General features: G+C 62.3%; 25 protein-coding genes. 13 read left to right on the forward strand and 12 right to left on the reverse strand.

From position 1 onward, the window contains the following. Positions 1-58: 58 nt before the first annotated feature. Positions 59-421 (forward strand): hypothetical protein, encoded by a 363-nt coding sequence (locus QIW53_RS09410; protein WP_371049390.1) that lies wholly within the window; start codon positions 59-61, stop codon positions 419-421. A 131-nt stretch (positions 422-552) separates the two neighbouring features. Here the strand turns inward: QIW53_RS09410 and QIW53_RS09415 are convergent, their stop codons facing one another. Then, a complete protein-coding gene (locus QIW53_RS09415; protein ID WP_371049392.1) occupies positions 553-2,223 on the reverse strand; it encodes an MFS transporter in 1,671 nt (556 codons plus the stop codon). A 304-nt stretch (positions 2,224-2,527) separates the two neighbouring features. Here QIW53_RS09415 and QIW53_RS09420 point away from each other — a divergent pair, with 304 nt between their 5' ends. Beyond that, the gene (locus QIW53_RS09420; RefSeq protein ID WP_371049394.1) at positions 2,528-3,097 is read left to right on the forward strand and encodes a chorismate mutase; all 570 of its coding nucleotides are present in this window, start codon (positions 2,528-2,530) and stop codon (positions 3,095-3,097) included. 15 nt (positions 3,098-3,112) lie between these two features. On the opposite strand, the gene QIW53_RS09425 is transcribed toward QIW53_RS09420, so the two are convergent. Then, the gene (locus QIW53_RS09425) at positions 3,113-3,490 is read right to left on the reverse strand and encodes a c-type cytochrome (protein ID WP_371049396.1); all 378 of its coding nucleotides are present in this window, start codon (positions 3,488-3,490) and stop codon (positions 3,113-3,115) included. Beyond that, positions 3,487-4,482, reverse strand: coding sequence for a GlxA family transcriptional regulator (locus tag QIW53_RS09430; RefSeq protein WP_371049398.1), 996 nt, complete (start codon positions 4,480-4,482; stop codon positions 3,487-3,489). Before QIW53_RS09430 ends, QIW53_RS09425 begins: the two co-directional genes overlap by 4 nt. 105 nt (positions 4,483-4,587) lie before the next feature. Between QIW53_RS09430 and QIW53_RS09435 the strand changes: the two genes are divergently transcribed. The 5 genes from QIW53_RS09435 to QIW53_RS09455 all read left to right on the forward strand — a co-directional run bounded on the left by QIW53_RS09435 (position 4,588) and on the right by QIW53_RS09455 (position 10,931). Further along, complete coding sequence (locus QIW53_RS09435; RefSeq protein WP_371049400.1) at positions 4,588-5,154, forward strand: acyl-CoA thioesterase; 567 nt, start codon at positions 4,588-4,590, stop codon at positions 5,152-5,154. A gap of 179 nt (positions 5,155-5,333) precedes the next feature. Then, the gene (locus tag QIW53_RS09440) at positions 5,334-6,707 is read left to right on the forward strand and encodes a glutamine synthetase family protein (protein ID WP_371049401.1); all 1,374 of its coding nucleotides are present in this window, start codon (positions 5,334-5,336) and stop codon (positions 6,705-6,707) included. A gap of 7 nt (positions 6,708-6,714) precedes the next feature. Beyond that, a complete protein-coding gene (locus tag QIW53_RS09445; RefSeq protein ID WP_371049403.1) occupies positions 6,715-8,106 on the forward strand; it encodes an aldehyde dehydrogenase family protein in 1,392 nt (463 codons plus the stop codon). A gap of 3 nt (positions 8,107-8,109) precedes the next feature. Beyond that, positions 8,110-9,270, forward strand: a complete 1,161-nt coding sequence (locus tag QIW53_RS09450) for an iron-containing alcohol dehydrogenase (RefSeq protein WP_371049405.1) — start codon at positions 8,110-8,112, stop codon at positions 9,268-9,270. A gap of 104 nt (positions 9,271-9,374) precedes the next feature. Beyond that, complete coding sequence (locus QIW53_RS09455) at positions 9,375-10,931, forward strand: amino acid permease (protein ID WP_371049406.1); 1,557 nt, start codon at positions 9,375-9,377, stop codon at positions 10,929-10,931. A gap of 63 nt (positions 10,932-10,994) precedes the next feature. On the opposite strand, the gene QIW53_RS09460 is transcribed toward QIW53_RS09455, so the two are convergent. The 3 genes from QIW53_RS09460 to QIW53_RS09470 all read right to left on the reverse strand — a co-directional run bounded on the left by QIW53_RS09460 (position 10,995) and on the right by QIW53_RS09470 (position 15,728). Continuing rightward, positions 10,995-11,681 (reverse strand): DUF2931 family protein, encoded by a 687-nt coding sequence (locus QIW53_RS09460; protein WP_371049407.1) that lies wholly within the window; start codon positions 11,679-11,681, stop codon positions 10,995-10,997. Further along, positions 11,674-15,063, reverse strand: coding sequence for a type VI secretion system tip protein TssI/VgrG (tssI, locus tag QIW53_RS09465; RefSeq protein ID WP_371049408.1), 3,390 nt, complete (start codon positions 15,061-15,063; stop codon positions 11,674-11,676). Before tssI ends, QIW53_RS09460 begins: the two co-directional genes overlap by 8 nt. Positions 15,064-15,392: 329 nt before the next feature. Beyond that, positions 15,393-15,728, reverse strand: a complete 336-nt coding sequence (locus QIW53_RS09470; protein WP_371049409.1) for a hypothetical protein — start codon at positions 15,726-15,728, stop codon at positions 15,393-15,395. A 173-nt stretch (positions 15,729-15,901) separates the two neighbouring features. On the opposite strand from QIW53_RS09470, the gene QIW53_RS09475 reads away from it, so the two are divergent. The 4 genes from QIW53_RS09475 (at position 15,902) to QIW53_RS09490 (ending at position 19,778) form a co-directional block, all read left to right on the forward strand. Further along, the gene (locus tag QIW53_RS09475; protein WP_371049410.1) at positions 15,902-17,602 is read left to right on the forward strand and encodes an amidase; all 1,701 of its coding nucleotides are present in this window, start codon (positions 15,902-15,904) and stop codon (positions 17,600-17,602) included. 69 nt (positions 17,603-17,671) lie between these two features. Next, positions 17,672-17,806: a hypothetical protein gene (locus QIW53_RS09480; protein ID WP_371049411.1), complete on the forward strand. Its 135-nt coding sequence runs from the start codon at positions 17,672-17,674 to the stop codon at positions 17,804-17,806. A 164-nt stretch (positions 17,807-17,970) separates the two neighbouring features. Further along, a complete protein-coding gene (locus QIW53_RS09485; RefSeq protein WP_371049412.1) occupies positions 17,971-18,285 on the forward strand; it encodes an NIPSNAP family protein in 315 nt (104 codons plus the stop codon). A gap of 50 nt (positions 18,286-18,335) precedes the next feature. Then, on the forward strand, positions 18,336-19,778 hold the full coding sequence (locus QIW53_RS09490) for a M15 family metallopeptidase (RefSeq protein WP_371049413.1): 1,443 nt from the start codon (positions 18,336-18,338) through the stop codon (positions 19,776-19,778). A 4-nt stretch (positions 19,779-19,782) separates the two neighbouring features. On the opposite strand, the gene QIW53_RS09495 is transcribed toward QIW53_RS09490, so the two are convergent. The 3 genes from QIW53_RS09495 to ggt all read right to left on the reverse strand — a co-directional run bounded on the left by QIW53_RS09495 (position 19,783) and on the right by ggt (position 22,644). Further along, positions 19,783-20,241, reverse strand: coding sequence for a GNAT family N-acetyltransferase (locus tag QIW53_RS09495; RefSeq protein ID WP_371049414.1), 459 nt, complete (start codon positions 20,239-20,241; stop codon positions 19,783-19,785). A 75-nt stretch (positions 20,242-20,316) separates the two neighbouring features. Beyond that, positions 20,317-20,850, reverse strand: coding sequence for a cysteine hydrolase family protein (locus QIW53_RS09500; RefSeq protein WP_371049415.1), 534 nt, complete (start codon positions 20,848-20,850; stop codon positions 20,317-20,319). A gap of 66 nt (positions 20,851-20,916) precedes the next feature. After that, on the reverse strand, positions 20,917-22,644 hold the full coding sequence (ggt, locus tag QIW53_RS09505) for a gamma-glutamyltransferase (RefSeq protein WP_371049416.1): 1,728 nt from the start codon (positions 22,642-22,644) through the stop codon (positions 20,917-20,919). Positions 22,645-22,794: 150 nt separating this feature from the next. Here ggt and QIW53_RS09510 point away from each other — a divergent pair, with 150 nt between their 5' ends. Beyond that, positions 22,795-23,307, forward strand: coding sequence for a methylated-DNA--[protein]-cysteine S-methyltransferase (locus QIW53_RS09510; protein ID WP_371049417.1), 513 nt, complete (start codon positions 22,795-22,797; stop codon positions 23,305-23,307). A gap of 24 nt (positions 23,308-23,331) precedes the next feature. Here the strand turns inward: QIW53_RS09510 and QIW53_RS09515 are convergent, their stop codons facing one another. Next, entirely contained in the window at positions 23,332-23,919 is a 588-nt protein-coding gene (locus tag QIW53_RS09515) for an NUDIX domain-containing protein (protein WP_371049418.1), read from the reverse strand. 56 nt (positions 23,920-23,975) lie between these two features. Next, on the reverse strand, positions 23,976-24,413 hold the full coding sequence (locus tag QIW53_RS09520; RefSeq protein ID WP_192304135.1) for a hemerythrin domain-containing protein: 438 nt from the start codon (positions 24,411-24,413) through the stop codon (positions 23,976-23,978). A gap of 139 nt (positions 24,414-24,552) precedes the next feature. On the opposite strand from QIW53_RS09520, the gene QIW53_RS09525 reads away from it, so the two are divergent. Continuing rightward, positions 24,553-24,978, forward strand: coding sequence for a GNAT family N-acetyltransferase (locus QIW53_RS09525; RefSeq protein ID WP_371049419.1), 426 nt, complete (start codon positions 24,553-24,555; stop codon positions 24,976-24,978). 139 nt (positions 24,979-25,117) lie between these two features. Here QIW53_RS09525 and QIW53_RS09530 read toward each other — a convergent pair whose 3' ends face one another. Next, positions 25,118-25,468, reverse strand: a complete 351-nt coding sequence (locus tag QIW53_RS09530) for a hypothetical protein (protein WP_371049420.1) — start codon at positions 25,466-25,468, stop codon at positions 25,118-25,120. Positions 25,469-25,511 lie beyond the last annotated feature (43 nt).

Raw genomic sequence — 25,511 nt, forward strand, 5'->3', positions numbered from 1 at the left:
AATTCCGGGGCGTAACATCACACCCATACCAACCAATAACACCCCGGAGCACACCACCATGAAACGCCAAATCATCCTCAGCCTCGTTCTCTCGGTTCTCGCCGCCAACGCCTTCGCCGCCAAACCACCACGCACCATGATCGCTGAAGGTGGTTCGGATCGTCTGATCGAACGCCGTGTAGCCGAAGGTGGCTCCGACCGTCTGATCGAACGTCGTGTGGCCGAGGGTGGTTCCGACCGTCTGATCGAACGCCGCGTAGCCGAAGGTGGCTCTGACCGTCTGATCGAACGCCGTGTGGCCGAAGGTGGTTCTGACCGTCTGATCGAACGTCGTGTGGCCGAGGGTGGTTCCGACCGTCTGATCGAACGCCGTGTGGCCGAAGGTGGTTCTGACCGTCTGATCGAACGCCGCGCCGTATGAAGCATCGTTCCAGCGCAAACCTCAACAAAAAGCCCGGCCTGATCAGCCGGGCTTTTTCGTGTGTGCACGATTAACTGCAGGAGCGAGCAGGCTCCGGGTGTCCCCCTGCCGGTCTCGCTCCCACAAGCCTGTCAATGATGAATATCCCGATCCTTGGTCTCCGGCATGAAGAAAATCCCGAGCACCGCCGTCATCACCGCGATCACGATCGGGTACCACAGCCCGTAATAGATATCCCCCGTGGCCGCCACCATGGCGAACGCCACGGTCGGCAGGAAACCGCCGAACCAGCCATTGCCGATGTGATATGGCAGCGACATCGAGGTGTAGCGGATGCGCGCCGGGAACAGCTCCACCAGCCACGCGGCGATCGGGCCGTACACCATGGTCACGTAGATCACCAGAATGGTCAGCAGCAACAGCACCATCGGGTAGTTGGTCTTGGCCGGGTCGGCCTTCTCGGGATAACCGGCGTCCTTCAGGGCCGTACCGAGCGTGGCGGTAAAGGCGTCGTTGCGGGTCTTGAAGTCGGCGGCCGGCATGCCGGTGCCCTCGAAGCTCTCGACCACCTGGTTGCCGATTCGGACCTGCGCCACGGTGCCCGGCGCGGCTTTTTCATTGGTGTAGGGAATGGCTTTCTTCGCCAGTATCGTCTTGGCGAGATCGCAGGAGCTGGTGAATTTGGCCTTGCCCACCGGGTCGAACTGGAACGAACACTGATCGGGATCGGCGATCACCGTGACCGGGTTTTTCGCCTGCGCGGTGAACACATCGGGGTTCCCGTACTGGGTCAGCGCATGGAAGATCGGGAAGTAGGTCACGGCCGCCAGAATGCACCCGGCCATGATGATGCCCTTGCGCCCGATGCGGTCGGACAGGCTGCCGAAGATCACGAAAAACGGCGTGCCGATCAGCAGCGAGCCGGCAATCAGCAGGTTGGCGGTCTGCGGGTCGATCTTGAGCGTTTGCAGCAGGAAAAACAGGGCATAGAACTGCCCGGTGTACCAGACGACGGCCTGGCCGGCGGTGCCGCCGAGCAGCGCCATGATCACGATTTTCAGGTTGTCCCAGCGCGCGAAGGACTCCGTCAATGGCGCCTTGGAGGCCTTGCCCTCAGCCTTCATTTTCAGGAACACCGGCGACTCGCTGAGTTGCAGGCGGATGTACACCGAGATGATCAGCAGCAGAATCGACAGCAGGAACGGAATCCGCCAGCCCCAGGCCTCGAAGGCTTCGGTGCCGAGGATCGTCCGGCAGGCGAGGATCACCAGCAGCGACAGGAACAGGCCGAGGGTCGCGGTGGTTTGAATCCATGAAGTGAAAAAGCCACGGCGATTCTTCGGCGCATGTTCGGCCACGTAGGTCGCCGCCCCGCCGTATTCACCGCCCAGTGCCAGGCCCTGCAACAGGCGCAAGGTAATCAGAATGATCGGCGCGGCGACACCAATGGTCGCGTAGCCGGGCAGAAACCCGACGATGGCGGTGGAAATGCCCATGATGACGATGGTGATGAGGAAGGTGTGCTTGCGCCCGATCATGTCGCCGAGGCGCCCAAACACGATGGCGCCGAAAGGCCGCACCGCAAACCCCGCCGCGAACGCGAGCAAGGCGAAGATGAAAGCCGTGGTTTCGTTGACGCCGGCGAAGAAATGCTTGGCGATGATCGCGGCGAGGGAACCGTAAAGGTAGAAGTCGTACCATTCGAACACGGTGCCCAGGGACGAGGCGAAGATCACCTTGCGCTCTTCCTTGGTGATCCCTGGGTTGGGCGCGTTGCCCTTGGTGGTGTCAATTGCGGCCATGAGTCTTCTCCGTCTTGCTCTTGTTGTAAGGCCGGAGCACCTCACTACCACGTCGCACCCGGGCCTGGGCTGAAGTCATCGGATTATGGATTGCGCAAAGCAGGGGTACAGGCTCGCCTCACATCACAGCGAGGTTTCCTGAAGCATAATCAGCTTCGCGCAGATATCCACTCGCCATCATGGATATTGATACAACCCCCCCGGATCGCTCCCACAAAATCCAACGTCGATTTCGATCACCGACCCGCATCGACTGGCTCAGATGTGATACATACAACAGTGTCCTGCGCGCTGAGGTTTGCTCATGTTCACCACCTATCGCCTGCCGCTGTTACTGATGTGCCTCCTGCCCAGCCACTTTGCCCACGCCGCACAGGCCGTTGCGTCGGCGCCGCCACCCGCCAGTTTGCAGACGCTGCTGGCGACGATGAACGAGCGCCTGAACATTGCGCAGTCCGTCGCCTTGAGCAAATGGGATTCGCGTACGCCGATCCAGGACAGTGCCCGCGAAGCGCAGGTCATCGCCAACGCGAGAAAGCAGGCGATAAGCCGCAAACTCGATCCGGACGAGGTCGCGGAGTTGATCGCCGCGCAGATCGAAGCCAGTAAACTGGTGCAATACGGTTTGCTCGCGCAATGGCAGGCAGCGGGCAAGGCACCGGATGTCCCCCGCCCCAACCTGACCAGGGACGTCCGACCGCAATTGGATGAAGTGCAGAAGCGCCTGCTGCAAGCCTATGCCGGCTTCGCGCCCTACCGCACCGACCCCAATTGCGCGCAATGGCTGGCCAAGGCCCGTTCCGCCCTGATCAAGGACGCGCTGCATGGCCAGGGGTTGATCCGCGCCACCGGCGACTTGTGCATCGTCAACTGAGGCGGCCTACCCGCCTTACTGCGTCTGGAACCTCTGCAGGTACGCCAGCACATCCTCGATTTTCTGTGGATCGCTCAAGCCCCAGAAAATCATCCGGGTGCCTGGCACGACCTTTTTCGGCGCCTCGAGATAGGCGGTGAGCGTCTCGCGGTTCCACACCAGCCCGGCGGTTTTCATCGCCTCGGAATACTGATAATCCGTGGTGCCGCCCGAGGGACGGCCGAAAATGCGGTTGAGCTGCGGGCCGAAAGACGCCCGTGCGCCCTCCCCGACCTGATGGCAGCCGCCGCAAATCCGCGGGAAGAGTTTCGCCCCGGCTTCGGCATCGCCGGCGGCGATGGCAGGCGTGGCGAGCAAACTGCTCAGGGCAAGGGCAAGTACAGCAACTCTCATCGTACGGGTTCCGATTCAGGGGAATTGAGGTGGGCGTCGGTCTGGAATTTCTTGCGGTAAGCCGCAGGCAGCAAACCTATCCGCTGACGGAACAGGCGCCGAAAGGAATTGCCGTCTTCGTAACCGACCTTGTAGGTGATGCTGTCCAGGGTCATGCGCGTGGACTCCAGCAGCACCTTGGCTTTTTCCAGGCGCAGGGTCTGCAGGTAGGTCAGCGGTGAGTATCCGGTCGCTTCCTTGAAACGCCGCTTGAAATTGCGCACGCCAAAGCCGAATTGCCGGGCGACATCGTCGATCAGCAGCGGCTGTTCGAAATGCGCTTGTAGCCAGTTCTGCACCCGCAGGATGTCGCTGTCGCCATGGTTTTTGGGCAGCGACCACATGACGTACACCGATTGTTCGCTGCGCACGGTGTCGGCCAGCAGGTATTTACCACAGGTCTGGGCCAGTTCCAGCGAGGCAAATCGGCGCACCAGGTGCAGCAGCAAATCCATCGCCGCGCTGGCACCGCCACTGGTGACCACGCCGTTGTCCTCGCAAACGATTTGCGTCGGGTCCAGGTCGACCCCGGCATAGCGCCGCCGAAACAACTCGGCAAATGCCCAGTGCGTGGTGGCGCGAGCGTCGTCGAGCAAGCCGGTCTCGGCCAGCAGGAACGCCGCCGTGCACATCGAGGAAATCACCGCGCCTTGGGCGTGCTGCTGACGTAACCAGGGCCCGAAGCGGGCGAAGGATGGCAAGGCCTCCTTGAGCGTAAAGAGGAAACCCGGAATCACCACCAGGTCGGTGTGCGGAATGTCGGCGATGGCCCGCTCGACCCGCAATGGCTGGCCGCGCCAGGCGCTGACGTCCTGACCGTCGAAGGACGCGGTGACCAGTTCGAACGGCGCTTGCGGGCTATCCGCAAACAGGTTGGCGGCACTGAGCACTTCCAGCGCCAGGGTGGCGCTGGCGGCGGAGCACTGGTCGACCAGCAGCAAGGTGACGTGCATGAATACCCCGATTGCGCTTTTCGCATGAAAAATGTCATTTGCGCACCTACCTTACCCGATTTCGCCCGCCTACAGTGCAGCCATCATTCACCGTGTGGCGCTCTTATGAATCTCTGGTTCCGTCTGTTTCTCATGCTGTTTCGTCGCCCGTGGCGCAAGCCGGTCGATGCCCTGGCCACCACTGTCATCCGCCTGCGCGTGTGGCCCACCGACCTGGACCTCAACCGCCACGTCACCAACGGCCGCTACTTCACCCTGGCCGACATCGGGCGCATGGATTACGTGTTGCGCAGTGGCGCGTTTCGCGTGGCGCTGCGCCACAAGGCGGTGCCGATCGTGGGCGATACCTGGGGCAAGTTTCGCCGTGAACTGAAAGTGTTCGAAGCCTTCGAGATCCACACGCGGATGCTCGGGTGGGACCATAAGTGGAGCTTCATGGAACACCGCTTCGTCAGTGGCGGGCGCGTAGTCGGCGTGGTGGTGATGCGTGGCCTGTTCCGCGCCGGCAAACGCATGGTGGACCCTGGCGAGTTCGCCCTCGAACTGGGCCTGGCACCCTCGATGCCGATGCCCGAGTGGCTGACGAACTGGTCGCAAAGCTGCGACGACCTGAGCCTGCAACTGCGTGAAGAGGAAGGTCAGCCCAGCCGGCGCCCACCGATGGCGGCGTGATCAAAACCCGGGAGCGGCCCGAACTTTCGATCGACAAAACTTGCGCAATGCAAAAGCAGGCTAAGCTGTGAGCAGCTTATTGCTCACGATGCTCGCTTCTGCAGGGTTGTGGTTTTTCTGGAGAGCGTCTGCAACAGCTACCTCAGACAGGCCCAACTTGTTCACGCAGGAATGACGTGATGACCGAGCCCCTCCTCAGTTTTGACGCGCTCAAGCGCGCTGCCGCCGCTGGTGAAATCGATACCGTCCTGGTCTGCATGGTCGACATGCAGGGACGCCTGGTGGGCAAGCGCTTCCAGGTCGAGTTTTTCATCGACAGCGGTTACCAGGAAACCCACTGCTGCAACTACCTGCTGGCCGACGACATCGACATGGAACCGGTGCCCGGCTACGCCGCCGCCAGCTGGAGCAAGGGCTATGGCGATTTCGTGCTCAAGCCGGACATGGCCACCCTGCGCCGGGTGCCCTGGCTGGAATGCACGGCGCTGGTGCTGTGCGATGTGCTCGATCACCACCATCGCCAGGACTTGCCCCACAGCCCGCGAGCGATCCTCAAGCGCCAGGTCGAGCGCCTGCGCGAACGCGGCTACACCGGCATGTTTGCCTCGGAGCTGGAGTTCTACCTGTTCGACGAAAGCTACGCGCAGATTCACCAGCGCAACTACGTGCAGCCCAAAACTTCCGGCCATTACATCGAGGACTACAACATTCTGCAGACCACCCGCGAGGAGCCGGTGCTGCGGGCTATCCGCAAGCATCTGCAGGCCTGCGGCATCCCGGTGGAAAACTCCAAGGGCGAATGGGGGCCGGGCCAGGAAGAAATCAACATCCGCTACGCCGATGCGATGACCATGGCCGACCACCACGTCATCATCAAGCACGCGTGCAAGGAGATCGCCGACCTGCAGGGCAAGGCGATCACCTTCATGGCCAAGTGGCGCTACGACGCCGCCGGCTCCAGCAGCCATATCCATAATTCGCTGTGGGACAAGAACGGCAAGAAGCCGCTGTTCTTCGACGCCAAGGCCGAATTCGGCATGTCGAAACTGATGCGTTCGTGGGTCGCCGGACAGCTCAAGTACGCCAACGACATCACCTGTTTTCTCGCGCCCTACATCAACTCGTACAAGCGCTTCCAGGCCGGGACTTTCGCGCCGACTCGCGCGGTGTGGAGTCGCGACAATCGCACCGCCGGCTTCAGGCTGTGCGCCGAAGAGAGCAAGTCGATCCGCATCGAGTGCCGCATCGGCGGCGCCGACCTCAACCCTTACCTGGCCTTCGCGGCATTGATCGCCGCCGGCCTGGCCGGGATCGACGAAAAGCTCGAACTTGCGCCGCCGTTCGAAGGCGACGCCTACGCCGATGAGCGTTCGCCGGAAGTCTCCAAAACCCTGCGCGAGGCCTGCGCCGCGCTCAAGGGTTCGAGCATGTTGCGCGAGGCCTTCGGCGCTGAGGTGGTCGAGCACTACGTGCACACCGCCGAATGGGAGCAGAAGGAATACGACCGGCGTGTCACCGACTGGGAACTGCAGCGCGGCTTCGAGCGCTATTGAGATCACCATGACTGCGAAGATTGAGCTCATTTCCCCGGTCGATGGCCGGGTCTATGTCGAGCGCGAGTGTGCCGATACGTTACAGATCGAGCGGGCGCTCGCCAGCGCGCAAGCGGCCCGACAGATCTGGCAGCGCCAATCCTTGAGCGAACGCGCGGCACTGTGCAGCGCCGCCGTCGAACGCATGCTGTCGATGCAGGACGAGATCGTGCCGGAGCTGGCCTGGCAGATGGGACGCCCGGTGCGTTATGGCCCGGGCGAACTGCGCGGCTTTGCCGAGCGGGCACGGTACATGATCGCGATTGCGCCGCAGGCCCTGGCAGCGGTGGAGCCCGAACCCGTGGCCGGCTTTCGTCGTTACATCAGGCGCGAGCCGCTGGGCACGGTGCTGGTGGTCGCCCCGTGGAACTACCCGTACCTGACGGCGGTGAATACGATCATTCCGGCGCTGATGGCCGGCAACGCGGTGATCCTCAAGCACGCCTCGCAAACCCTGCTGGTGGGCGAGCGCTTTGCCGAGGCCTTTCGCCAGGCGAAGCTGCCGGATGGCCTGTTCCACAACCTGTTGCTCAGCCATGGGCAAACGGCCGACATCATCGCCTCGGGCCGGGTGCAGCAGGTGAACTTCACCGGCTCGGTGGAGGCTGGCCGAGCGATGGAAGCCGCTGCCACAGGTCGCTTCATCGGCATGGGCCTGGAGCTTGGCGGCAAGGATCCGGCCTATGTTCGCGCCGACGCCGACCTTGAGCACGCGGTGGAAAGCCTCGTGGATGGCAGCTTTTTCAACTCGGGGCAAAGCTGCTGCGCCATCGAACGTATCTACGTCGACCAGCGGATCTACCCGGCGTTCGTCGAGCGCTTCGTCGCCCTGACCCGCCAATACGTGCTGGGCAACCCGCTGGAGGAAGCGACCACCCTGGGTCCGCTGGTGTCGCCTGGCGCCGCTGACTTTGTCCGTGGACAGATCGCCGCCGCGCTGGCCCAGGGCGCCAGAGCCTTGATCGACCCCGGCGATTTTCCCGCCGACGTGCCGGGCAGCGCCTACCTGGCGCCGCAGGTGCTGGTGGACGTGGATCACCGCATGTCGGTAATGCGCGACGAAAGCTTTGGCCCCGTGATCGGCATCATGCCGGTCGCCGGAGACGACCAGGCCATTGGCTTGATGAACGACAGTGAGTTCGGCCTCAGCGCCTCGATCTGGACCCGGGACCTGGCTGCCGCCGAACGCCTCGGTAACGAGGTCGCCACCGGCACGCTGTTCATGAACCGCTGCGATTACCTCGACCCGGCGCTGGCCTGGACCGGGGTCAAGCACAGCGGGCGTGGCGCCACCCTGTCGCGCCTGGGTTACGAGCACCTGACCCGGGCCAAATCCTTTCATCTGCGGCATGAGGTGTAGGCCATGAACCTGACTGGAAACTGGAACTACCCCACGCGCGTGCGCTTTGGTGCCGGGCGTATCGCCGAGCTGGCCGAGGTCTGTCGCAGCGAGGGCATCCAGCGCCCGTTGCTGGTGACCGACAAGGGCCTGGCCCAGGCACCGATCACCCTGGCGGCGTTGCAGGGCCTGCTTGACGCCGGCCTGGGTGCAGCGCTGTTCTGCGACCTCAGGCCCAACCCGGTGGAGGCCAACCTGGCCGGAGGGCTCGAGGCGTGGCGAAACGGCCAGCATGACGGTGTGGTGGCCTTTGGCGGAGGCAGCGGGCTGGACATGGGCAAACTCATCGCCTTCATGAGCGGCCAGACGCGTCCGGTGTGGGATTTCGAAGACATCGGCGACTACTGGACTCGCGCCGACGCCGAGCGCATCGCCCCGGTGATTGCGGTGCCGACCACCGCAGGCACCGGCTCCGAAGTTGGCCGCGCGGCGGTGATCATCGATGAGCGCAGCCACACCAAACGCATCATCTTCCACCCGAAAATGATGCCTCGGGTGGTCATCAGCGACCCTGAACTGACCGTCGGCATGCCGGCGAAAATCACCGCCGGCACCGGCATGGATGCGCTGTCCCACTGCCTGGAAGCCTACTGCGCCCCCGGTTTTCATCCGCTGGCCGATGGCATTGCCGTGGAAGGCATGCGTCTGGTCGCCAATGCCCTTCGGCGCGCCGTGCACACGCCCGGGGATCTGGAGGCGCGGGCGCAAATGCTTGCTGCCGCTGCGATGGGCGCCACCGCGTTCCAGAAAGGCCTGGGCGGCATGCACGCGTTGTCGCACCCGGTGGGCGCGCTGTACGACACCCACCATGGCATGACCAATGCCACGTTCATGCCCTACGTCCTGCAATTCAATCGTTCGGCAATCGAAGACCGCATCACGCGGCTGGCCGCCTACCTGCGCCTGCCCTCCCCGGGCTTCGACAGTTTCCTCGACTTCGTGCTCAAGCTGCGCGAAGACATCGGCGTGCCGCACACGCTCAAAGACCTGGGCGTGGATGACCGCCAGGTGGAGCTGATTGCGGACATGGCGATCGTCGACCCCTCGGCCGGCGGTAATCCCCTGTCATTGACCAAGGAAGGGGCCACCAGCATTTTTACCGCGGCTTATCACGGCCGCGTGTAGATCCAGAGCAGCAACGGTTGTAAAGGAGCAGTACGACAAGGTGTTGAAGGCCAGCCCATTGCGCAGACGCCAATGGATTGTTCAAACCTGAAGGGGTACACCGCATGAACCCAGCAAGCCAGCCCGGCGCCGACACTCACGACGAGGACGTCAAGGCGCTGCACAGCATGGGCTACGCCCAGCAACTCTCGCGACGGATGGGGGTTTTCTCCAACTTCGCGATTTCCTTTTCGATCATCTGCATCCTCTCCGGCGGCATCAACTCGCTGGCCCAGGGCACCTCCGGCGCCGGCGGGGCATCGATTGGCATCGGCTGGCCCATCGGCTGCCTGATCTCCGGGGTGTTCGCCCTGGCGATGGCACAGATTTCCTCGGCCTACCCCACGGCCGGCGGCCTCTATCACTGGGGCTCGATCCTCGGCAATCGCTTCACCGGCTGGCTCACAGCCTGGTTCAACCTGCTGGGGCTGGTCACGGTGCTGGGGGCGATCAACGTCGGCACCTACTACTTTTTCTTCGGCGCGTTCGGGCCGACTCTGGGCATGGAAGACACCACCACGACACGGGTGATTTTCCTGGCGATCCTCACCGGCCTGCAGGCCCTGTGCAACCACCTGGGCATCGGCCTGACCGCGCGGCTCACCGATTTTTCCGGCTACCTGATCTTCGCCACCGCGCTGGCGCTGACCGTGGTCTGCCTGATCGCGGCGCCCAGCTTCGAGTTCTCGCGCCTGGTGACCTTCGCCAACTATTCCGGGGAAGCGGGCGGCAGTGTCTGGCCGCAGGCGTCCAACGCCTGGATCTTCATGCTCGGCCTGCTGCTGCCGATCTACACCATTACCGGCTACGACGCCTCGGCCCACACCTCCGAGGAAACACGCAACGCGGCGATGTCCGTGCCCAAGGGCATGGTCATGTCGGTGATCTGGTCGCTGCTGTTCGGCTGGTTGATGCTCAGCGCGTTCGTGCTGATGCTGCCGAACATGGACGACGCCGCGAAACAAGGCTGGAACGTGTTCTTCTGGGCCATGAACCTGCAGGTCAATCCGCTGCTCAAGGACGCGCTGTACGTGGCGATCTTCATCTGCCAGGTGCTGTGCGGCCTGGCCACCGTGACCTCGGTGTCGCGGATGATTTTCGCTTTCTCCCGTGACGGCGGGCTGCCTTGCTCCAAGGCGCTGTCGTCGGTCTCGCCGACCTTCCGCAGCCCGGTGGCCGCGATCTGGACCGGCGCCACCCTGGCGGTGCTGTTCGACTGGGGTTCGTCGGTGATTTCGGTCGGTGAAACACCGGTGTACACCATCGTCGTGTCCTGCACGGTGATCTTCCTGTTCTTCTCTTTCATCATCCCCATCGTGCTCGGCATGTTTGCCTACGGCACCGAAAAATGGCCGACCATGGGGCCCTGGAACATGGGGCGCGGGTTGTACACGCTGTTCTCCCTGCTGTCTGTAGTGTCGATGGTGGTGATCTTCATCATTGGCATCCAGCCACCCAACGACTGGGCGCTGTACATCACCATCGGTTTCCTGGTGCTGACCGCCATCGTCTGGTTCGGCTTCGAGGCACGACGCTTCCAGGGGCCACCGACAGGCGACCTGATCACCAGGCGCCAGGCAGACATCGCAGCGGCCGAGGCGGCGTTGGACAAGCGCGGTTGATCCATCGGCGTTTGTCGTTTGAGGTGTCTGTTATTGCTTGGTCATCGGGAACCCTATGGCTTCTTACCAGGAGCCATAGGGGATACCGAACTTCTCGACGTAGGCTTTGGACTCTTCTGAAAGCCGCCAATGTTTTCCGTTGGACGTCCCCCCGTTGGGGCCTTTGGGGTGGATTGTGCCCTGGACTCGGATGACTTCGGTCGATGTGAGACAGGGCCCTCCCAACCAGACCTTGGCGACGCCGCCAGGAGCCAGGCCGATGACCAACAGTTTGCGGTAGTCAGTTGTCCATTTGCCTCTCGCGCGGCAATAGGCGTTTTCGGCCTTGAGCATCGTGGTCCACGCCGATTCGGGGATCTTGATAACGACCTCATAAGTCTGCGGCTCTGCCATGGACTGCCAGCGCACATAGACCAGACGAGGCAGGTCAGCCCCCGTTACATATCGACCTTTTCCCCCCGGATCATCAAACCATCCTTTGGCATCGCCCTTGAAATGAGCGGGTACGCCTTTACTTAGCGCTCGGGGATAGCCCGTCGCCGGAATCCCACTACCCGCGCCCCGGAAAACCCGGCCATTGATATCAACGACATCTGCCGTTTCGATCCAAACTTCCATGTAGTCGGGAGAAAAAAAATTGAGGCTCCACGCGTCGTAAGGCAATGGCCGGAGCTTGTGTACACACCCGCTCATTAGAAGCGCGAGCGCCACTGCGCAGCCTGTTTTAACGAGAGATGAGTTCTTAAGCATTGGGGTGCACCACTCGTGCATGGTTTTCAGCGGGGCGATCAATAAAGATGATGTCCAGGTCGCTGTTGTTCCAACCTTTGGCCGCGTTCCAGTGCGCAGAGAGATGGATGTAGCGTGAATAGAGCAGCGCCTCCTCGGACCTGCTCAAGCCCGCACTGCGAGTTTCGCCCAATGCGTAAGCCATGAGCTTTTGCGCAATCGGCTTCAGCTCTGTCGGCAATGCAAACTTTTGATCTTCTGCAATCAACTTCAACGGAACGCCGTGTCGGGCTGCCAACTCACGCATGATGCGCAGATAAATCAACGCCAGATCGTTGCGCACATCACGCCGGCTGTGGACTGCCGCGTAGACCGTCTTCGATCGGTATCGATCACCCTTGACGCTGCTGGCCGTCTCCAGCGACCAGGTCTTCACCTCCGGGGCAAGCCCGGACAAATGCAGTTGCTCCCGAATGCGTCCAAGGTCGTTTTGAGCCCGTATGAAGGCATAGGTATCGGTCGAAGGCGTGTACAAGTCCACGTCACGGCTGCAATGCGGGCGACTGAGCAACACCCGTTCCGTGATGTTCGGAACGTAGCCGCCACCCAAATCCGAGTGAGCACCTGGCAGTCTTACATCGGCTGCGCCGGCGCTGTTGAGCGAAAAATTGTGGCGACGCTCATCCTTCGCCACCAGATGCACGACCTTTTTTGCGATATCGGGCGCCAGGTACAAATTGACGCCCGGGTTTATGGCGTCGTGGACGCTGAGATCACCGTCGGCAATACCCGCTACCGCAGCAGCGGTATCGAAGATGCCGATAAAGTTGATGGATACATCGGTACCAGTGCACCAGGAAAAGCTGCTGGCAAATAACGTCGCATTGGCGGCTAGCAGCGCCGCCAATGGACTCCTTTCACCCTTCTGTACTTCATTGGCAAAATGCCGCGCAGCTGCGGCTCCCCTGCTGAAACCAAAGATATCGAATTCAATTTGCTCGACTTTTCGGTCTGGATTTTTTTCTGCAAATCGGTCTATTTTTTCAACAATGCTCGCTGGACTCTGCTTAACCCTCCCCAATACACCATGTTCTCCCACACCGGTCGCCTGTGAAAAAAGTGCATCTTCTTCGCCACTGCGAGTCCCGATGCCCTCCAGATACACCGAGATGAACCCTATGGTCTCGTCATCAGCCAGTTGCCGCTCACTGTCATCGGTGTACAGCTCATACAGCTTCGCCACGTTGCTCGTGTCATTGCCAAAGCTGTTATCCGGCGTACTGCCGTCAGGGCCATACCCATACTGCTGACAAAACCGCTGAATATCCTCGGCCTCCTCCTGCAGGTTCACATCCCGCGCATGACACTCCGCCACCGTTTCACTGTTGGAGCGGTTGTTCCCGGTGCCATCAAAAAACACCCCGATGCGCAACGTGATGCCCTCCTCCTCGACCTCTTCCTCCTCTTCCTCCAGCCCATCCGATTCCTGCGCTGGCGACGCCAAAGGCTCAGGCGATGCAGGCGCCGGCTTGGCAACCGCCTTGCCCGCGTCAGGCGAAACCGGCAGTGCCTGCAGCGGCGCAACACCGGCCAACGGCGCACCGCCCTCGGCGATGGCCACGCTGCTGAAGATTCCGGCGGCATTGATGAGCAGGTGATGCCCCCCGGCCTTTAGCGTCAGGCTCCTGCCCCCATCGATGACCACATCGAGCGCGGTGAGGTGGGCCTGTTGACCGGCCTGCATCACCAGCGAGCCTGCGCAGGTGGTGCTGCTGTTGCCATCGATGGTGAGCAATTCATCCGCGCCGATCACCGTGCTGCGCACGCCTTGGGTGGTGTGCGATTCATCGCCCTTGATCAGGCTCTGGCAGTTGTTGAGGATCAGAAGCTCGAGGTCACGTTGCGCACGCAGGTAGATTTTTTCCAACCCGGCACGGTCTTCGATCGACAGCTCGCTGTAGCCACCGTTATGCGGTGAACTGTGACTGCGCAACACCGTTCGGGTTTTGTGCTGGGGCAGTGAATGGGCCACGGACATGACCCTGTTGGCCACGCAACCGATGATCAGCGGTTGGTCTGGATCACCTTCCTGGAAGGTCACGACCACTTCCATGCCGATGCGCGGGATCGTGACGGCACCAAATCCTTCACCCGCCCACCCGGACGCCACCCGCAGCCAGCAGCTGCTGTGTTCGCTGTTGCGCTCAGTGCGGTCCCAGTGAAACTCGACTTTCACCCGACCGAATTCATCGCAGTAGATCTCCTCGCCGGCCGGCCCCGTGACGCGGGCGGTCTGGCTGACCAGCGGCGACCTGGGTGCGGGCAGCGGCGGCCGATAGAACACATGGCTGCGCATCGCCCTGAAACTGTTGCGGTAACCCTGGGTAAAACCGTCGGCGGTTTTGTCGTCGCGGACGAAGGCTTCCTCCAGAGACTGGGGCTGCTTGCCGTGGTGGGTCACGCTGAGCAGCAGCCAGAGATCGTTGCAGGCCTTGAGCCGATGCTCGGTCAGGTTGAACAGATGACCACTGCGCAGCGTCGGTTGATTGCTGGCGCCCTCGGCCAACTCATAGTCCCGGCGATGCCGCTCCAGCGCCTGGCGCACCAGCCGTTTGCCTTGTTCCTCCGAGCTCATGGGCAACGGATAGCGATAGTCCTCGAGCGCGGGACGGAACTCGGCCGATAAGTGATTTTCCCGCCGCCTGCTCGGGCGGCGCAGGTCGTAGTCGCGGCGCGTGACGGCACTGGTGCGCGTTCTGAACCCTACGTCAAAACGGTTCACCACCGGGAGCTCGGCAACCATGCCGGCGTCGGGTCGAAAAGGCGTGGCGCCCAGCTTGCGGAAAAACACCGGGTCTTCGGTGAACACCAGCACATGCCCTTCAGGCGAGTGCTGGTGATGCCAGGCGAGGCCCTCTTCGGCGCAAATGCGCTGGATGAACGCGAAGTCGCTTTCCCCGTACTGCGTGCAGTACTCGCGTTCGACACTGGTGCGCACATGAAAGGTGAAAACATCCGTTTGCAGGCCATGCTGCTGGAGCACCTGGGTGGCAATTTGCGGCACCGTCAGGTGCTGAAAAATCCGCTGGTTGAAGCTGAACTGCAAATAGTGCAACGCGGGGACGAGCGCCAGGTGATAGCGGGTCAGGCGCACGCCCGATTCACCCGCGACCACCTCTTCGATACGGCCGTGAAGGCCTTCGCCATCAAGGCCGAACTGTAGAAATGCCGGCTGGCCGAGCAGGTTTTCGAGGTCGAAATCGGAGTATTCGCTGACCAGCTCGATGCGGATGGCATAGAGCTCACTGATGGCTTCGGTGCCGTTGAAACTCAGGACCTTGAAGTCGTGGCGAACGTTGGGAATGGAGAGTGTGAATTGGGGAGCATTGGCGGCGGCGAGCATGCGCTTGTCCTTTTGCTTCTTCAGCTCATCCTTGAGCCGATAGATAAAAAGTTACGACGCGCTGGCAATGGATCGCCGGGGCGCATCGCAAGAATCTGAAACGCTAGCAGCGAGGACGGATAAATGATGCAGGAAGGGGCCGGGAGCAGTGTGCGAAAGTTCTTGGATTGCTAAATGTGACTGCGAACCGCAAGCGGGCTGCCACGATCGACACCACGAAAAAGGCCCCGACGGCGCAAGCCGGCGGGGCCTTTCGGTGGGGCGGGCAAACCGTCGAATCGATCCGCTACGGACCGATCAACCGGATTGCAGACTCACCCGGTGTTCACTTACTGAACGTTTTTCAGCTTGACCACATCACCCGAGACCTTGGTGGTGTAACCGGTCAGGACCCATGCCCAGAACCAGTTTTCCTGCACCTGGGTGTTGATCAGTGCGTCACCGCCCTTGGCCTTGATCGCCGCGTCCTGTGCGCGCACGAAACGGCTGTTCTGGCGAATCGGGATCACGCCGAAGAGCATCAGGCCGGTGGCGCTGGCTTCGCTGTGGCCAACCACGGTGTACTGGCTGGCATCGTAATGCTGGGTCTTCATCGGTGCGCCGGTGCAGCCGGCCAGAACCACGCCGAACAGGGAAACGGCAAGCACTTTGCTGAGGTAATTCACTGTTTTACTCCATAGGTAAACGCCCGGGATCCATCTCTCGAGCGGGGCACACCTTACCGGAACCGACCAGTCATGGGTATCAGGCGAAACCCTTGCTCACGATCTGGCAGCGCTCCTTCATTCGGCTTACCATGCGACGCATCCCATTCATTATCGATAGACGGCGGTACAGCATGATCGAGGTCACCGAGGTTTCCATTGCCGAACTGCGTGCGGCGCTCGAGTCCGGCCAGACCACGGCAGTGGAACTGGTCGAGGCCTATCTCGCCCGCGTCGACGCCTATGACGGCGCCGACACACCGACGGCTCTCAACGCGGTGGTGGTGCGCAACCCCGAGGCCCTCGATGAAGCGCGAGCCTCCGATGCCCGCCGGGCACAGGGCCGGACACTGGGCCCGCTCGACGGCATTCCCTATACGGCCAAGGACAGTTACCTGGTCAAGGGCCTGACCGCCGCCTCCGGCAGCCCGGCCTTTGCCAACCTGCTCGCCTGCCGCGACGCCTTCACCATCGAGCGCCTGCGCGCCGCCGGGGCGATCTGCCTGGGCAAGACCAACATGCCACCGATGGCCAACGGCGGGATGCAGCGCGGGGTCTATGGTCGGGCGGAGAGCCCCTACAACGCCGATTACCTCACCGCGCCTTTCGCCTCCGGCTCCTCCAACGGCGCCGGCACCGCCACCGCCGCCAGCTTCGCGGCGTTCGGCCTGGCGGAGGAAACCTGGTCGAGCGGTCGCGGCCCGGCGTCCAACAACGGCCTGTGCGCCTACACGCCTTCGCGGGGTGTGATTTCGGTGCGCGGCAACTGGCCGCTGACCCCGACCATGGACGTGGTCGTGCCGTTCGCCCGGACCATGGCCGACCTGCTGGAAGTGCTCGATGTGGTCGTCGCCGAAGACCCCGACACCCGTGGCGACCTGTGGCGTCTGCAACCCTGGGTGCCGATTCCGAGTGTCGCTTCGGTACGCCCCGCCGCTTATGCGGAGCTCGCGGTGAAGGCCGATGCGCTGGTTGGCAAACGCCTCGGTGTGCCGCGCATGTTCATCAACGCCGACCCGGAAGCCGGCACCAGCGAGGCGCCGGGCATCGGCGGGCCGACCGGGCAACGCATCCACACCCGTCCCTCGGTGATCGCACTCTGGGAAGCGGCCCGCGAAGCTCTGGAAGCCGCCGGCGCCGAAGTGGTCGAAGTCGACTTTCCGCTGGTCTCCAATTGCGAGGGCGACCGTCCGGGCGCGCCGACCGTGTTCACCCGCGGCCTGGTTTCCAAGGCGTTCCTGCACCACGAGTTGTGGGACCTGACCGCCTGGGCGTTCGATGATTTCCTGCGGGCCAACGGCGACCCGAAACTCAACCGGCTGGTCGACGTCGACGGCCCGCAGATTTTCCCCCACGACCCCGGCACGCTGCCCAACCGCGAAGGCGATCTGGTCGCCGGCATGGACGAATACGTGCGCATGGCCGAACGCGGCATCACGCCGTGGGATCAGATCAGCACCCTGCCCGATGGCCTGCGCGGTCTCGAACAGACCCGGCGCATCGACCTTGAAGACTGGATGGACCGGCTGGGGCTCGACGCGGTGCTGTTCCCGACCGTGGCTGACGTGGCTCCGGCCAATGCCGATGTCGACCCGGCCAGCGCCGACATCGCCTGGAGCAACGGTGTCTGGGTCGCCAACGGCAACCTCGCCATCCGCCACCTTGGCGTACCGACGGTCACGGTGCCGATGGGCGTCATGGCGGACATCGGCATGCCGGTCGGGCTGACGTTCGCCGGGCGGGCCTATGACGATTCGGCGCTGCTGCGCTTCGCCTCGGCCTTTGAGTCGACCGGCAGCAAACGCAAGATCCCGCCACGCACCCCACCGTTGTAAGCCGGCAAAAAATCTCGAACTCGCCGTTGGCCTTCGCATCCAATGAACAGGCCAACCGAGGAACGAGACATGAACGACAAAGACCGTGACAACGAAGCTGATGAGCCCATCACGCCCGCCTCACCCCAGACACCGGAAGAGGCGGCGCAGGAACTGAAACGCAAGACCGATGAGATCGAGCGCAAGGTGGCTGATGGGAATTAACGAACCGCTCCCCTGTAGGAGCGAGCATGCTCCGGGCGGCGCTCCGACGATGGTCGTCAACGATGACGTTGGGTATCTGACACCCAGCGGCGCCCATACGTCCATCGCGAGCATGCTCGCTCCTACAGGAAGAGGTAAACCAACTTCCATGGAGGTACAAAAACATGATCACCTGCTACCTGAAATATGTGCTGGATCCCTACCAGATCGAAGCCTTCGAACACTACGGCAAGTTGTGGATTCCGTTGGTCGAAAAATTCGGTGGCCAGCATCACGGCTACTTCCTGCCGTCGGAAGGCGCCAACAATATCGCCATGGCCATGTTCAGCTTTCCCAGCCTTGCCGCCTACGAGCAATATCGTCAGGATTCGATGACCGATCCTGAGTGCATCGCCGCCTTCAAATTCGCGATGGAGACCAAATGCATCCTCAGTTACGAGCGCAGTTTCTTCAGGCCCGTGCTGGGTGAACGGGCGTAACGCCCGACCTGATCGCGCCCCGTGAATTGACCCCAGCCAGGAGACTGCGCATGCGCTGGTTACCCGACATGGCCCGCCCCTGGCTGCACTCGCTGCCACTGCTTTTCATGGCGGCCACGGCCATCGCCGCGCCGCGTCCCGAACACATGGTCTATCTGCGCACCATCGACCCGGGCATCGAGCAGGACATCCGCTACGCCACTGCCCACAACTTCACCGGCCATCCACTCGATGGCTACACCGCCGGCGAATGCCTGCTGACGCGGGAAGCCGCCAACGCACTGGCCCGGGTCCAGGCTGCGTTGAAGGCGCAAGGCTACGGACTGAAGGTGTTCGACTGCTACCGACCCGCACGCGCGGTGGCCGACATGGGCCGCTTCGCCAACGAGCCAGGCGACCCGCGCAAGGCCGAGTTCTACCCTCGCGTGAACAAACAGGACTTCTGGCGCCTGGGGTATGTGGCACGGGTGTCGAACCACTCGCGAGGTTCGACGGTGGACCTGACCCTGACGGGCCCGAACGCCCTGCCCGCCGCCACCTGGAGCGCCGACGCCGGGCAAGTGGATTGCACGGCCCCCTACGCTCGACGCTGGCGTGACGGCGCGCTCGACATGGGCACCGGTTTCGACTGTTTCGACGAGCGCAGCCATACCGATAGCCCCTTGATCAACACCACAGCCCGGGACCATCGCCAGCTCCTGAGCCGTGCGATGGAGAAAGAAGGATTTTCGGGGTATTCGAAAGAGTGGTGGCACTTCACCTACAGCGCGGGCACCCCGGGGGCTGGCACGCCAAACGATGTCATGGACTTCCCGATCACGCCGCCCGACGTCAGTGCCGCGCTCGCCGGTAGCCAGCAACTGATCGTAGTGACCAGCAAGGATTGGAATGCCCCCCAGGGCACCGCGCAACGCTACACGAGGGAGGGCCAGGGCTTTCGAAAAGAGGGCGAGGCCTTTGCCGTGATGCTCGGTAAAAACGGCATGGGCTGGGGCAAGGGCCTGACCCGTGTCGAGTCGGGTGACGACCCGGTGAAACGCGAAGGCGATGGAAAAGCCCCGGCCGGCGTGTTCAAACTGGGAACGGCGTTCGGCTACGAGGCGTCGGCCGCCACCCCGCTGCCCTACCTCGCCCTGACACCGGGCACTGAATGCGTCGACGACAGTCGCTCCGCACACTACAACCAACTGGTCGACGGCGCGAAGACTTCAAAGGACTGGAACAGCTCGGAACAGATGCGCAATGAGCCTGGCTATCGCCAGGGCATCGTCATCGAACACAACACCCCGGCAACCCCCGCTGCGGGCTCGTGCATTTTCTTCCACATCTGGCGCAGCCCTGCCTCGCCCACGGCCGGTTGCACGGCCATGGATCAGGCGAACATCGCCCGTTTGCTCGAATGGCTGGACCCCCGCCAATCCCCGCTGCTGGTGCAGATGCCCGACGCGCAATACGCGCAGTGGCGCGAACGCTGGCACTTGCCGCAACACTAAACGGTCAGCCCTGCTTCAAGTCCAGGCAATAGGTGTAATAACCGGTGTCGCGCACATACCCCAAGGACTCATACAACCCCTGTGCGTTGTGGTTATCGGTGGCGGTTTCCAGCGTCAGGCCCTTGGCCCCGCTCAGCAGCGCAAAGGCTCGCGCCGTGTTCATCAATTGCTTGCCCACCCCGCGCCCGCGTGCTGCGGGCGTGGTGAACAGGTCACCCAGCAGCCAGGTGCGGTGCGCCTCGATGGAGGAAAAGGTCGGGAACAACTGCACGAAACCCAGCGCCTGGCCCGCCGCGTCCTCGGCAAAAAAGATCACCGATTCATCCCGGGCAATGCGTTCGGCGATGAAGTCGCGGGATTGCCTGAGGTTCGAAGGCTGGCCGTAGAAACCTCGATAGGCGTCGAACAGGCTGGCAACACCGTCGAGGTGGGTGGCGTCGGCGCGATGAATCTGAACATCCATGGGCGTGGTCTCCGCGAGGCCGTGTGGGTGAAACGGGCAATGTGGCGCAGGAAATCAACCTCGCAACCAAAGCCTCTAAAACTCAATCTCCGCCGCCGGCATCACATCGATCCGTGCCACCGACCCGGTCAAATGCGCCAGGTCCTTGTTGTGCTCGGCGATGATGTCTTCGGCGGTGAGGTTGCCGTTGTCGACGGTGGAGTGGGCGTCCGCCGCCAGCACCACGTCGTACCCCAGTTTCAGCGCCTGACGCACGGTCGCATTGACGCAATAGTCGGTTTGCAGACCGCAGATGACCAGGCGCTCGAAGTCCTGGACCGGCAGCAGTTTTTGCAGGTTGGTCTGGTAGAACGAATCACCGGTGGTTTTGCGTACCCGCCCATCCTGGGGCAATACCTGGAGCCCGGCAGCCAGTTGCCAGCCGTCGGCGCCATGGGCCAACGGGCTGCCCGGCTCTTCGTGCTGGACTGCCACCACCGGAACGCCGGCTTTGCGGGCACGGGCGCTCAGGTCGTTGATGGTGTCGATGACGCGCGCGATCTCGAAACACTCATAATCGCCCGCGCAGAGCGCTTGCTGGACGTCGATGATTAACAATGCGCTGGTCATGCTTCCTTCCTTGTGATGTCGGTGAGAGAGACAGAAAGTAGATCTGTCTCCCTGTTCTGACAAGTCCTAGTAGCCGAGCGACAGCCCGGTATTGCGCCGTGGATCGTTAGCCCCGTAGAAACGGTTTTTGCCCACCGGTTTACCGTCCAGAGACGGCGCGCCGACCAGGATCGCCGCCACGTGGTTGGCGTCCTGTGGCCCCGCGAACTTGTGCCCCCAGCTTTCGAGGATCTTCACCGTGTCCGGGCTGGTGGTGAAGGTCTCCAGGTTGGTTTCTTCCGGCAGCCACTGCTGGTGGAAACGGGGCGCATCCACCGCTTCCTGGATGTTCATGCCGTAGTCGATCACGTTGAGCATGGTCAGCAGCGTTGCGGTGATGATACGGCTGCCACCGGGTGTGCCGACCACCATCACCACCTTGCCGTCCTTGGTAACGATGGTCGGGCTCATCGACGACAGCGGCGCCTTGCCGGGCGCGATGGCGTTGGCCTCGCCCTGCACCAGGCCGTACATGTTCGGCACGCCGATTTTCGACGTGAAGTCGTCCATTTCGTCGTTGAGAATCACCCCGGTCCTGCTCGCCATGACCCCGGCGCCAAACCAGTCGTTCAGGGTGTAGGTCACCGAGACGGCGTTGCCCCACTTGTCGACGATCGAGTAGTGGGTGGTGTTGCTGCCTTCATGGGGCGCAACGCCGGGCTTGAGCTCGCTGGACACGGCGGCCTTCTGCGGATTGATCGCCGCACGGATTTTCGCCGCGTAGTTTTTATCCAGCAGGTGGCTGATGGGGTTTTTCACGAAGTCCGGATCGCCGAGGTAGCTGTTGCGGTCCACGTACGCATGACGCATGGCTTCGATCTGGTAGTGCATGCCCTGCGCCGAGTGGTAGCCCAGGTCCTTCATCGGGTAGCCGTCGAGGATGTTCATGATCTGGCAGATCACCACGCCGCCGGAGCTGGGCGGTGGCGCCGAGACCACGTGATAGCCACGGTAATCGCATTCCACCGGTGCCAGTTCGCGGGTCTTGTACTTGTCGAGATCGGCCTGGGTGATGATGCCCTTGCCAGCCTGGCTGGACGTGACGATGGCGTCGGCCACCCAGCCCTTGTAGAAACCGTCGGCGCCCTTCTCGGAGATTTCCCGCAGGGTCTTGCCCAGGTCCTTTTGCACCAGCTTTTGCCCGACCTGCATCGGCTCGCCGTTGCTGAGGAAGATCGCACCGGAATCCTTGATGTCCTTCTTGAACACGTCGGTGGCGGTTTCCAGCAAATCGACATCGCCCTGCTCCAGCACGAAGCCGTCTTCGGCCAGCTTGATCGCCGGGGCAATCACCTCCTTGCGCGGCTTGGTGCCGTACTTGCTCAGCGCCAGCTCCATGCCGGACACCGTGCCCGGCACGCCGACCGCCAGGTGGCCGCGAGTACTGAGTTCGGGAACGACATTGCCGGCCTTGTCCAGGTACATGTCGGCGGTCGCCGCCAGCGGCGCTTTTTCGCGGAAATCGAGGAAGGTCTTGCGCCCGTCCGCCAGTTGAATGGTCATGAAACCGCCACCGCCCAGGTTACCGGCCGCAGGGTACACCACCGCCAGCGCATAGCCGACCGCGACGGCGGCATCGACGGCGTTGCCACCGTTCTTGAGCACGTCCACGCCAACATGACTGGCCAGGTGCTGGGCAGTGACGACCATGCCGTTTTCGGCGGCGACAGGGGCGACGGAGGCTGCGTAGGACGTGAGGCAGGAGAACGCCAGGGAGGTCGCGATGAGCGATTTGGCAAAAGGTTCGAACTTCATGGGTCTGTCTCTTTTTGTTTTCAGGCTCTGCACGAAGCAGAGGACAACGCTTCAAGAGCAGAGGCAAGTATGGTCGGGATTGCGTTTTGCGCCTCCCCGATCAGGCAGTATGCTTGCCCCTCGTCCAGCCCTTTTGCGGAGTCCGCCGGCATGACCTACACCTGCACCACCCTGGCCTCCCCGGTGGGCGAATTGACGCTGGTCGCGAACGGCTCGAGACTGGCGGCCATCCTCTGGGAAAACGACAAGCCCAACCGGGTCAGGCTCGGCCCCATGAAGCTCGCGGCGGACCATCCGGTCCTCGTGACCGCCCGGCAACAATTGAATGAATATTTTGCCGGCAGCCGCCAGCGTTTCGATCTGGAACTGGAGTTCGCCGGGACCGAATTTCAGAAAAAGGTGTGGCAGGCGCTGCTGACCATTCCGTTTGGCGAAACCCGCAGCTACAGCCAGATCGCCGAGCAGATCGGCCACCCCAGCGCAGTGCGGGCGGTGGGCGCGGCCAATGGCAGGAACCCGATCTCGATCATCGCGCCCTGCCATCGCGTGATCGGCGCCTCGGGCAAACTCACCGGGTTCGCGGGCGGGCTTGAGGCGAAGGCGTTGTTGCTGACGCTTGAAGGCGGGCAAAAAGGCAGCACGGCCCGCCTCGAAGGTTTTTGATTGCTGCAGGAAGCGGCACAGCGATCAGTCGAAGAGGTTTTTCATCGCCGCATACTGCAGCAGCATGATGGTCTTCGCGTCGCAGATCTCACCGCGATGGAACGCTTGCAGCGCCTCGTCGAACGACCACTCGAGCACCTCCAGCTCCTCGGTCTCCTCCTCCAGGCCGCCGCCCTCGCCGACTTTCAAATCGGCATCGTATTCGGCGATGAAGAAATGCAGTTTTTCGGTCACCGACCCGGGACTCATGTAGGCCTCGAACACCTTTTGCACATGGTGCACGCGATAACCGGTCTCTTCCTCCGCTTCCTCGCGAATGCGCGTCTCCGGCGCGGCGCCTTCGAGCAAGCCCGCCGCCACCTCGATCAGCAAACCGTCGTGACCGTTGACGAACACCGGCAGCCGGAACTGCCGCGTCAGCACCACGCTGCGCTTCTCGCGATTGAACAGCAGGATCGCCGCCCCATTGCCACGGTCATAGACCTCGCGGGTCTGGCGCTGCCAGTCGCCCTGGTTGCGCTGGTAATCGAAGGTGACTTTCTTCAGCAGATACCAATCGTGGGACAGCACCCGGGACTCGATGATCCTGACCCGCTCAGCGGTGTTCGACATGACTGTGCATCCTTGTCAGCGGCGGAAAAACGCTCATCCTAGACGGCAAGAGCGCTTCAGGAAAGCTGCGCCTTGTACTCCTTCTCGTATTGCCCGGCCAGCGTCTCTTTCTGCTTGTCGTCGAGGAGTTTGCCGGCCATCTGGAAGAATTTCTGCTCTTCTTCCTTCAGGTGGTGATGGACTTTTTCACTGAGCTTCTTCGCAGTGGCCAGCCAGGCCGGGCTGGACATCTCGGTCTCGTCGAGTTCTTCCATCATTTCGTCCATCTCATGATGCTCGGCAATCGCGTGGCGACTGAGGTCGACGCCATTGTCGAACGCCATCAACGGGATGTAGAAATGCCGCTCTTCAGCGGTTTCATGTGCCTGCAGCTCGGACTTCAACTGCTTGTACGCCTCGACCCGTTCCGGGGTGTCGCCACTGGTCTCGACCAGTGCCTTGGCGTAGGTGCGCTGGCGCTCGTGGCTTTCGCGCAGGGCTTCAAAAATATTCATGGGCAATCCTCATTGGCCGCGCTCTGAAATGACGCTCTTGAGGCTAGACAGCTGCGCACTGACAACGGTTCCTCCTGGGGATGGAACAATCGCCGAGACCCGGATACCCTCCTGCTTCACCGCCATAAGGAAGTCGCCGATGACACTGACAATCGAACGGTCGCAAAACCCGACCCCGGAAGACCGCGAAGCAATACTTGCACCGTTGCGGGCCTACAACGTGGCGCAAGCGGGTGACGGCAAGGCCGAACTGCTGGCCCTGCTGGTGCGCGACGACCAGGGCGAGATCCTCGGCGGCTTGTACGGGCGTTTTTTCTACCAATGGCTGTTTATCGAATTGCTCTCGGTGCCGGAACAGGCCCGGGGCGACGGCATGGGCTCGAAACTGATGCGCATGGCCGAAGACCTGGCCCGGGAAAAGAAATGCACGGGAATCTGGCTGGACACCTTCAGCTTCCAGGCGCCGGCGTTCTACGAAAAGCTGGGGTACAGCGAGCTGGGCCAGATCGTTGATTACCCGCCAGGGCACAAGCGCCATTTCTTTCAGAAGCGCCTGGTGAGCTAAGCCGGCTTCCTGTAGGAGCGAGCATGCTCGCGATGGACGTCAACAATAACGTGGGCGGCCTGATACCCAGCGGTGTTTTTCAATCCATCGTCGGAACGCCGCCCGGAGCATGCTCGCTCCTACAGGGGATTGCGGGGTATTACAGACAAGTCGCCAACGCCGCCAGCCGGCGCTTGGCGACAAAATCGTCGTGCTGCGCGTAGTAATTCAACGCTGTACCGGAGGCATCTTCGCTGATGTCGACAAAGGACTCCGCCGAACGCGTGTAGACGGTCGAGCCGCCCTTCTTGCCCGGTTGCAGATACGCCCCGGCATCGACACCGAACACCGCTTCATCCTGCCAGGCGAACTGCACGCACTGGGCAACGACTTTTTCCGGTTTGTCCGAGGTCAGGACTTTGTTCGGGGCGCCGGTACGGGCATCGTCCATGACCGAACCGGCGCAGCCCGCCAGCAAGGTTACCGCCAAGGCCACCATCAGTATTCGCATTGCGTGTGCTCATCAGGAAAAAGCCGACTGTATCACCGTGGGC

Origin of the sequence: Pseudomonas fluorescens (assembly GCF_041354075.1) — a bacterium.
GTDB lineage: Bacteria > Pseudomonadota > Gammaproteobacteria > Pseudomonadales > Pseudomonadaceae > Aquipseudomonas > Aquipseudomonas fluorescens_CE.

Coding starts and splice junctions, on each gene's coding strand:
- QIW53_RS09410 (WP_371049390.1), top strand. CDS start 59: ATGAAACGCCAAATCATCCTCAGCCTCGTTCTCTCGGTTCTCGCCGCC.
- QIW53_RS09415 (WP_371049392.1), bottom strand. CDS start 2,223: ATGGCCGCAATTGACACCACCAAGGGCAACGCGCCCAACCCAGGGATC.
- QIW53_RS09420 (WP_371049394.1), top strand. CDS start 2,528: ATGTTCACCACCTATCGCCTGCCGCTGTTACTGATGTGCCTCCTGCCC.
- QIW53_RS09425 (WP_371049396.1), bottom strand. CDS start 3,490: ATGAGAGTTGCTGTACTTGCCCTTGCCCTGAGCAGTTTGCTCGCCACG.
- QIW53_RS09430 (WP_371049398.1), bottom strand. CDS start 4,482: ATGCACGTCACCTTGCTGCTGGTCGACCAGTGCTCCGCCGCCAGCGCC.
- QIW53_RS09435 (WP_371049400.1), top strand. CDS start 4,588: ATGAATCTCTGGTTCCGTCTGTTTCTCATGCTGTTTCGTCGCCCGTGG.
- QIW53_RS09440 (WP_371049401.1), top strand. CDS start 5,334: ATGACCGAGCCCCTCCTCAGTTTTGACGCGCTCAAGCGCGCTGCCGCC.
- QIW53_RS09445 (WP_371049403.1), top strand. CDS start 6,715: ATGACTGCGAAGATTGAGCTCATTTCCCCGGTCGATGGCCGGGTCTAT.
- QIW53_RS09450 (WP_371049405.1), top strand. CDS start 8,110: ATGAACCTGACTGGAAACTGGAACTACCCCACGCGCGTGCGCTTTGGT.
- QIW53_RS09455 (WP_371049406.1), top strand. CDS start 9,375: ATGAACCCAGCAAGCCAGCCCGGCGCCGACACTCACGACGAGGACGTC.
- QIW53_RS09460 (WP_371049407.1), bottom strand. CDS start 11,681: ATGCTTAAGAACTCATCTCTCGTTAAAACAGGCTGCGCAGTGGCGCTC.
- tssI (WP_371049408.1), bottom strand. CDS start 15,063: ATGCTCGCCGCCGCCAATGCTCCCCAATTCACACTCTCCATTCCCAAC.
- QIW53_RS09475 (WP_371049410.1), top strand. CDS start 15,902: ATGATCGAGGTCACCGAGGTTTCCATTGCCGAACTGCGTGCGGCGCTC.
- QIW53_RS09480 (WP_371049411.1), top strand. CDS start 17,672: ATGAACGACAAAGACCGTGACAACGAAGCTGATGAGCCCATCACGCCC.
- QIW53_RS09485 (WP_371049412.1), top strand. CDS start 17,971: ATGATCACCTGCTACCTGAAATATGTGCTGGATCCCTACCAGATCGAA.
- QIW53_RS09490 (WP_371049413.1), top strand. CDS start 18,336: ATGCGCTGGTTACCCGACATGGCCCGCCCCTGGCTGCACTCGCTGCCA.
- QIW53_RS09495 (WP_371049414.1), bottom strand. CDS start 20,241: ATGGATGTTCAGATTCATCGCGCCGACGCCACCCACCTCGACGGTGTT.
- QIW53_RS09500 (WP_371049415.1), bottom strand. CDS start 20,850: ATGACCAGCGCATTGTTAATCATCGACGTCCAGCAAGCGCTCTGCGCG.
- ggt (WP_371049416.1), bottom strand. CDS start 22,644: ATGAAGTTCGAACCTTTTGCCAAATCGCTCATCGCGACCTCCCTGGCG.
- QIW53_RS09510 (WP_371049417.1), top strand. CDS start 22,795: ATGACCTACACCTGCACCACCCTGGCCTCCCCGGTGGGCGAATTGACG.
- QIW53_RS09515 (WP_371049418.1), bottom strand. CDS start 23,919: ATGTCGAACACCGCTGAGCGGGTCAGGATCATCGAGTCCCGGGTGCTG.
- QIW53_RS09520 (WP_192304135.1), bottom strand. CDS start 24,413: ATGAATATTTTTGAAGCCCTGCGCGAAAGCCACGAGCGCCAGCGCACC.
- QIW53_RS09525 (WP_371049419.1), top strand. CDS start 24,553: ATGACACTGACAATCGAACGGTCGCAAAACCCGACCCCGGAAGACCGC.
- QIW53_RS09530 (WP_371049420.1), bottom strand. CDS start 25,468: ATGCGAATACTGATGGTGGCCTTGGCGGTAACCTTGCTGGCGGGCTGC.